This is a genomic window from Actinoalloteichus hoggarensis, from assembly GCF_002234535.1.
Lineage (GTDB): Bacteria > Actinomycetota > Actinomycetes > Mycobacteriales > Pseudonocardiaceae > Actinoalloteichus_A > Actinoalloteichus_A hoggarensis.
Genome location: NZ_CP022521.1, coordinates 3432113 through 3439781 on the forward strand (window position 1 = coordinate 3432113; position 7669 = coordinate 3439781).

At 69.6% G+C, this 7669-nt stretch carries 4 protein-coding genes and 1 pseudogene; 2 read left to right on the plus strand and 3 right to left on the minus strand.

The annotated features are described in order from the left end of the window. Nucleotides 1–385: 385 nt before the first annotated feature. Nucleotides 386–658 (plus strand): annotated as a pseudogene (locus tag AHOG_RS29955) (RpiB/LacA/LacB family sugar-phosphate isomerase); the annotation flags it as partial. Between the two features lie 332 nt (nucleotides 659–990). Here AHOG_RS29955 and argG read toward each other — a convergent pair. Further along, complete coding sequence (gene argG / locus AHOG_RS15140) at nucleotides 991–2439, minus strand: argininosuccinate synthase (protein ID WP_093941939.1); 1449 nt, start codon at nucleotides 2437–2439, stop codon at nucleotides 991–993. A 1746-nt stretch (nucleotides 2440–4185) separates the two neighbouring features. On the opposite strand from argG, the gene AHOG_RS29070 reads away from it, so the two are divergent. Continuing rightward, complete coding sequence (locus tag AHOG_RS29070) at nucleotides 4186–4875, plus strand: helix-turn-helix transcriptional regulator (RefSeq protein ID WP_169725864.1); 690 nt, start codon at nucleotides 4186–4188, stop codon at nucleotides 4873–4875. Nucleotides 4876–4964: 89 nt separating this feature from the next. Here AHOG_RS29070 and AHOG_RS15150 read toward each other — a convergent pair whose 3' ends face one another. Both AHOG_RS15150 and AHOG_RS15155 read right to left on the minus strand, forming a co-directional pair. Further along, on the minus strand, nucleotides 4965–6215 hold the full coding sequence (locus AHOG_RS15150; RefSeq protein WP_093941941.1) for a macrolide family glycosyltransferase: 1251 nt from the start codon (nucleotides 6213–6215) through the stop codon (nucleotides 4965–4967). Nucleotides 6216–6295: 80 nt separating this feature from the next. Then, nucleotides 6296–7582, minus strand: coding sequence for an activator-dependent family glycosyltransferase (locus AHOG_RS15155; protein ID WP_093941942.1), 1287 nt, complete (start codon nucleotides 7580–7582; stop codon nucleotides 6296–6298). Between the last annotated feature and the right edge of the window lie 87 nt (nucleotides 7583–7669).

Sequence of the window (7669 nt, forward strand, 5' to 3'; positions counted from 1 at the left end):
GGCGGCGGCCCACGGTGACCAGGCGAGACGGCCTCGACACGCCCCTTCGTCCGAGGCCGGGCTCGGCCGGCCCCTCTTCGCCGGGCGATGCGGCATCGCCCGGTGCGGGACGACGAACGGAGAGCGCCGTGTCCGCGAAGCGCGCCCGCCGACGGCACGCGACACCAACCATCCTGACCTGCTCGTCCGCCGCCGTTCCCGAATCGAGGCCGGGACCGACTCGGTTCAGGCCCGGACGGACCGTCGACGCCGGACGCGTCCGGATCGGTCGTGAAAGCGGATTCGCTCCTCAGGCGGCGGCCGGTCGACACCGCGCCGTCGATCGACCTCCCCGTCCCGGCAGCACACCCGCGGAACGAGGCACACACCGAGGAGGGACCCGACCATGCGCATCGCACTAGGCGACGATCACGCAGGCCATCCGCTCAAGAACCACGTCGCCTCGGTGCTGCGGCGACTCGGTCACGAGATCGTCGACCACGGCACCTCCGACGACGCGCCCGTCGACTTCCCGGACATCACCTTCGCCACCTGCGACGCGATGCGTCGCGGCGAGACGGACCGGGCCGTGCTGGTGTCCGGAACGGGGGTCGGCGCCGTGATGGCGGCGAGCAAGATCGCCGGTAACCGCTGTGCCCTCGGACATGACGCCTACTCGGCGCATCTGATCGGTCGGCCGGCGGCGTCGATCGCAGGCTTCGGCCCCTTCATCGCCGTACTGCGGGAGAACCGGTTCGGCTGGGGCGGCCCGGCCGGCTTCTATCTGTTCGTGACGGCCGTCGGCATCGTCGGGGTGCTCGCGACCCGCGCTACCTGCGACTCGGCCCGCCGCGCCGAGGTGGACGCCTTCATCACGGGGAAGCCGCGCCCCCGGCGCCGATTCATCACGGGGAAGCCGCGCCCCCGGCGCCGAGCCCGCGAGAGCGACACCGGAGGGCCGTCGACGGGTGGGACGGGGGCGCCGCCGAGGCGCCCCCGCTCCCCCGGTGGTCAGTCCGTGCCGAACTCCATCGCGGCGCGGTCCAGGATCTCGTCGTCACCCGAGACGGTCCCTCGCGAGGCGATGGCCTCGGCCCCGCCCCGCGGCATCGCGCCGATCAGCCCGGTGGCGGCGGCCTGGGCGGCGCCGGTCAGCGCGGGCTGAGTGGTGCCGACCAGGCCGAGTCCCGCGTACTGCTCCAGCCGCGCCCTCGAGTCGGCGATGTCGAGGTTGCGCATGGTGAGCTGACCGATCCGGTCCACCGGACCGAAGGCCGAGTCCTCGGTGCGCTCCATCGACAGCTTGTCCGGGTGATAGCTGAAGGACGGGCCCGTCGTGTCGAGGATCGAGTAGTCCTCGCCGCGCCGCAGTCGCAGGGTCACCTCGCCGATGACGGCGGTACCGACCCAGCGCTGCAACGACTCGCGCACCATGAGTGCCTGCGGGTCGAGCCATCGACCCTCGTACATCAGCCTGCCCAGGCGCCTGCCCTCGTTGTGGTAGTGCGCGAGCGTGTCCTCGTTGTGAATGGCGTTGACCAGCCGCTCGTAGGCGGCATGCAGCAGCGCCATCCCCGGGGCCTCGTAGATCCCTCGGCTCTTCGCCTCGATCACCCGGTTCTCGATCTGGTCGGACATGCCCATGCCGTGCCTGCCGCCGATCGCGTTGGCCTCCAGCACGAGATCCACCGGGGTGGCGAACTCCTTGCCGTTGATCGAGACCGGCCGCCCCTGGTCGAAGCCGATCGTGACGTCCTCCGTCTCGATCTCGACGCTCGGGTCCCAGAAGCGCACGCCCATGATCGGGTTGACGGTCTCGATGCCGGTGTCGAGGTGCTCCAGTGTCTTGGCCTCGTGGGTGGCACCCCAGATGTTGGCGTCGGTCGAGTACGCCTTCTCCGTGCTGTCCCGGTAGGGCAGCTCATGGGCGAGCAGCCACTCCGACATCTCCTTGCGGCCCCCGAGCTCGGCGACGAAGTCCGCGTCGAGCCACGGCTTGTAGATGCGCAGGTTCGGGTTGGCGAGCAGCCCGTAGCGGTAGAAGCGCTCGATGTCGTTGCCCTTGAAGGTGGAGCCGTCGCCCCAGATCTGGACGTCGTCCTCCAACATCGCCCTGACGAGCAGGGTTCCGGTCACGGCGCGGCCGAGCGGCGTGGTGTTGAAGTAGGCGCGCCCGCCGGAACGGATGTGGAACGCTCCGCAGGTGAGCGCGGCCAGTCCCTCCTCGACCAGCGCGGCGCGGCAGTCGACCAGCCGTGCGACCTCGGCGCCGTAGGCCAGTGCACGCCCGGGCACCGAGCCGATGTCGGGCTCGTCGTACTGGCCGATGTCGGCGGTGTAGGTGCAGGGCACCGCACCCTTGTCACGCATCCAGGCGACGGCGACCGAGGTGTCGAGACCACCGGAGAAGGCGATGCCGACGCGTTCGCCGGCGGGCAGGGAGGTGAGGACCTTAGACACGGGCCGAATTATGCACGACCCTGAATTTTCATGCAAGGAGCGTCGAGGGGCGCCCCCTTCGGCCACCCCGCCGAGCCCCCGGCCGCCTCCACCCGGGCCGTCACCCTCGTCGACCACCTCGGCAGCCGACGCCGCGCACACCGTCGGCGCACTCACGCTCGGCGACTCCGCCTCGCCGCACGATGCCCGTCGGGCGCGGCGCGCCGTCGCGAACACGGGACACCCGGACACCATGGCACCCGGACACCATGACGGACCGGTGCCCGACGCCCGCGCCCGGACCGCCACCGGCGTCGCACCCGATGCCTCGGACTGATCGGATGAGTCGCCCGTCGACGCCACGAGACCCGACGGTCTCGCCCGGGCCGGGCACTCGGCATTCGTCCTGTCGCCGCGAACAGACCGAACGTCCCCGCCGCGTCGGCAGACACCGGGCAGGCGACTCATCTCGGCCCCACTCCTCACGCGACGCCGGTACCCGCCGGGTGCCCGGCCTGCCGACGGCGACCGCCGCGAACCCGCCCCGCGCCGAGTCCTCCCTCGGCTCGACCCGACTCCCACCCCGCGACATCGGACGCCCGCCACGACCCGACACCGACTCGTTCGGGCAGACATCGGACGAGCCGAAAGGCGCGGACGCCGGGCGTCGACATCGGTGTGAGATATCGGTGAGACACGGCGGTCGACTTTGTCGGACTGCGTCGAGTACCACTGGTCGAGACCATTGAATACGACCAACCGAGTATGAGACAGTTGCAGAGTCACACGTTTTACTCGACGATCGAACAGAAGTAACATCCAGCTCAGTAGAACCTGCCGACCTGTGCGGACATCAGTTCCAATGCGAGAGACCGGCTCTCCCCCAGGAGCCGGTCGGCCGCCTGTCTGAAACATCGCCTCTGGAGTCGTTCATACCATGCGATCGTCACGAAGGATGGTCCGACCATGGAGTTCGTCGAGGCCGGTCACACGGCCCGATCCGGGCACCCCGGCAACCACGGAGTCTGTTGACCGAATACTCCGTCGAGCCCAACCCGTTGCGCCGAGAGATTCACCGGAAGCCGGCCTGACGGTGTACAGATCGTATACATGGCAACCCGTCCGCCGACCACGAATCATATTCCGCTCAGATGAGCACCGGCACTTATCCGGATTGCGCTCAGATGAGCGAGGCAGCATATCCGAATGGCGCTCAGATGAGCACGATCGCCTCCTTTACATCGAATATCGGTTTACCGGTACTCCGGTCGGCCCGACCTCCCTCGGATCACGTGGTCTCCGGCGGCCGACGCTGCCCGCCGCCTCGGCGGAGGCCCGCGAGGGCGTCGGCGGCGGCAGGCTCTCGAGGCCTCGGCGCGCGGTGACGACCGGATGCTCGGCCGTCGGGCTCGATCTGGCGCGGTCCCGAGGGCGCGGCCGCGTCATCCGTTCCCCGGGAGGCGGGGCGGGCCGTGGGCGGACCTGTCCGCCGCTGAGGCACACCATCCGGACATCCCGACGCGAGTCGCTCGCCCGTACCGGGCGGGCATCGAAGTATTCCACCGCCATCGCACGTCACGACGCCGTCTCGCGCGAATCGGCTTCCGAAAGACCACCTGCGGGCGACCGCGTCACGGCCCGCGCGACGGCAGCGTGAAGCGACGGCGACACCGACGGCCGGACTTTCGACGGACCAGTGGGACGAGTCCGTCGAGCGGTCGCCGCCGTCCGGAGCACCACTCACCCCCTGCGAGAACGGAGACCAGCGTGACCGATGCGAGCAGCACGATGACACCACCGCGAACCCTCGTCGCCGAGGGCCACCGCTCCGCCGACGATCACTGCGACGTCTACACGTCGTTGTTCCAGCAGTCCGGCCTGTGCATGGCGCAGCTGGACACCCACCTGCGTGTCCGGGACGCCAGCGAGGATTTCTCCGAACAGTTCGGACGGACCAGCGCCCAGGTGCGCGGGCTCAATTTCGTCGAGCTGGTCCACCCCAGTGTTCGACGGCCGCTTCAGCAGCATTTCGGCAGGCTGGTGGAGGGCACAAACAAGCTGTTCGTCGATCGGCTGATCACGGTTCGGCAGCAGCGCTCGGCATTCCTGGGAGATCTACGGGCCATGGCGGTGACCGAGCCGTCGGGAACGCTGAAGCACATCCTCGTGCTGCTGAACCCGGCCAATGACGACAACCGCCCGGTACGGCCGAGGAAACGCTTCATGCTGTCGCCGATGGACGCGATGATCGTGGAGAACATCGCGTCCGGCCTGTCGAGCGTGACGATCGCCAACAAGATGTACCTGAGTCGACAGAGCGTCGAATACCACGTGAGCAATCTGATCCGTGAGCTCAAGGTGTCGAATCGCACGGCGCTCATCGCGAAGGCCTACAGTCTGGGAATTCTCACCTCCGACACCTGGCCGCCGCGAGTCCGTGAGACCTACATCAAGTAGGACGACCCGCAGGCTGCCGTGCAACGGCGCACGGCAGCGACGCGAGCATCGACGCGAAGCGCATCGGGCTCGCCCCGCCGCCGAGCACGCTAGGCCGGAGTCGTGGCCCGCGCGCGGGACTCGACCACCTCGACCGCCCTGTCGACCCCGCCCGCCTCGCGAATGCTCTCCCGCAGCGTCGCGACGGCCGCACGGTAGTTCGGCGCATCCGCCTCCCGCACCGCGGCACGCAGCAGCGCCGCGTCGATCCGGTCGTGCCGGATCAGCGGGCCGACGCCGAGATCGGCCGCCCGCTCAGCGATCATCTGCTGCTCCGGCGAGTGCGGCACCATCACCGGCGTGACCCCGAAGTGCAGCGCCTGCATCAGGCTGCCCATGCCCGCCTGGGTGACGACCGCCTTCGCGTGCGGCAGCACGGCCAGGTGGGACAGCCACTGGTGCACCTCGACATTGGCGGGGATCTCCCCCAGCTCCTCCGGGCGAACCCGGCTGCCGAGCGTGAGCACCACATGCCAGGGCAGGCCCTCGAAGGCTCGGGCGCACATCCGGAAGAAGTCCGGCTGCTCGTTGGTCGTCGTGCCGAGCGACACCAGGACCACGGGACGGCCGTCGGCGGGCGGCGTCCAGCTCGTCTCCGGCTCCGCGCGTTCCAGGCAGGGCCCCACGAAGGCGTGCCGATCGTCGAAAGACTCGCTGCCCAGCTGGAACATCTTCGGGAAGAAGGCCAGGTTGGCATCCTCCGCGGGGTCGTTCATCAGCGCGGGATCGTCGATACCGTGCCCGCCGAGGTAGGTCATCAGCTCGGTGAAGTATTCGGCCATCGACGGGTGCCGCGGGTCCAATCGAGCGCCTACCTGCTCGAAGAGTTTGATCAGGAAGACGAACTCATGGCTGGAGGCGAAGGTGGGGAACAGCTCGAGGCCGGGGCGGTTCCACTTCCGAGACAGCACCCGGCCGGAGAAGAACGTGACGAGGTCGTAGACCACGACGTCCGGCGGCCCGTCGGCGAAGTAGGCCTCGATCGACGCCGTGGTGGCCTGTGCCTCCCGCACCGCCCTGATGGGCTGGCCGGACATGTGCTCGGTGTCGAAGAGGTCCCCCGGCGGATTGGTGGACGACGGAGACTCGTAGATCAGCACCTCGGCGCCGGTGGCCCCGACGGTCTCGGCCAGCGTCTGCGTGGCGGCGTAGACCACCTGGTGGCCCCGGCGCACCAGCTCGGTCACCAACGGCAGGGTCGGCATGACGTGACCGTGGATCGGCAGCGGCATCATGAGGATGCGCAGCCCCTTCCCCGGTGCCGCGTCGCTGATGTCCGGAGTGGACGAACTCGGTGGCATTGCTCTCCTCGCGGGTTGGTCGCGGTTGAAGACGTGCCTGCGCCCGGTGTCTCGCGCGGCCGACGCACCGCTTCTTGGTATCAACTCGATGCTTGGGAAAATGCCGAATCCGACGTGGGCGAACGCCTCGCCGCCACGAGATCCTCGAGTCGGGCGACGACGGCGTTGGGGCTCGGCATCGCCGCCACCTCGTCTCGCAGCAGTTCCGCGGCGCGGCGGGCGCCCGGATCGGCGAGCAGGCCGCGCAGCCGGTCCGCCAGCACGGGCGTCGTCTCGCTGGTGCGCAGGAACACCCCGGCGCCGCTGCGCGCCAGGCGCCTTCCCCGCTCGATGTGGTCGGAGACGGCGGTGGAGACGACCAGTTGCGGCACGCCGTGGGCGAGTGCGGTGGCGTAGGAGCCGAACCCGCCGTGGTGGATGATCGCCGAACAGCTCGGCAGCAGGAGGTCGAGTGCGATCGAGTCCACGATGCGCGCGTTGTCCGGCACGGTCACCAGTCGCTCACGCTGTTCGGGCGTGACCGCGGCGATCACCTCGGCATCCAGGTCGGCCAGCTCGGCCAGCACCTTCTCGATGGAGACGTAGTCGGTGCCGTAGGCCTCGATGTTCGACGTGCCGAGGGTGAGGCACACCCGAGGACGGGCGGCGGGCTCGTGCAACCAGTCGGGCAGCACCGTCGGGCCGTTGAAGGGCACGTAACGCAGCGGGAGGCGCTGCACTCCGGTGTCCAGCCGGAGGCTCGGGGGCATCGGATCCAGGGTGCGCTCGCCGAGGATCAGCTCCTCGGTGAACTCCACGCCGTACGGGGCACCGATCCTGGCGAGCCATTCGGCGAGGGGGTCGGCTCGTCGCTCCGGCGGCTGAGCGTCGTGGTGGTGTCGGAACGCCGCGCGCATCCCGGCCCAGACGTCGGCGCCCCACAGGATGCGGACGTGCGCCGCGCCGACGGAGGCGGCGGCGACGGGACCGGCGAAGGCCAGGGTGTCCCACACCACCAGGTCGGGTCGCCAACTCCTGGTGTAGTCGACGAGATCGGCCAGCAGCGGTTCGGCGTAAAGGGAGAACGCGGCCTCCACCGCCGCCTGATAACGGAAGTACAGCTCCTCCCAGCTGGTTCGTTCCGGGTCGGTCTCGCTCCAGCTGACGAACTCGTTCTCCTGCGACTCCGGCGTCGACCTCATGCTCTCGTGGACGATCGGGTCGGTGCCGAGCGGCACCGCCGGCAGGCCGGTGGCGGTGACGACCTCGGTCGTCATCGGGCTGCACGCCACGCGCACCTGGTGGCCATCGGTGCGCAGTGCCCACGCGAGCGGGGTCATGCAGTAGACGTGGGAGCGTTCCGGCAGTGCGACGAACAGGACGCGCATCCTCTTCCCCTTCATGGTCGGCGGCACGGTCGCGGCGGAGCTTCGGCGGTCACCGCGTCTCGGCGGTGACGAACGCCGGGACAACCG

Excerpts from the sequence above, each read along its gene's own strand:
- AHOG_RS15150 (WP_093941941.1), bottom strand. The coding sequence starts at position 6,215 with ATGCCACCGAGTTCGTCCACTCCGGACATCAGCGACGCGGCACCGGGG.
- AHOG_RS15155 (WP_093941942.1), bottom strand. The coding sequence starts at position 7,582 with ATGCGCGTCCTGTTCGTCGCACTGCCGGAACGCTCCCACGTCTACTGC.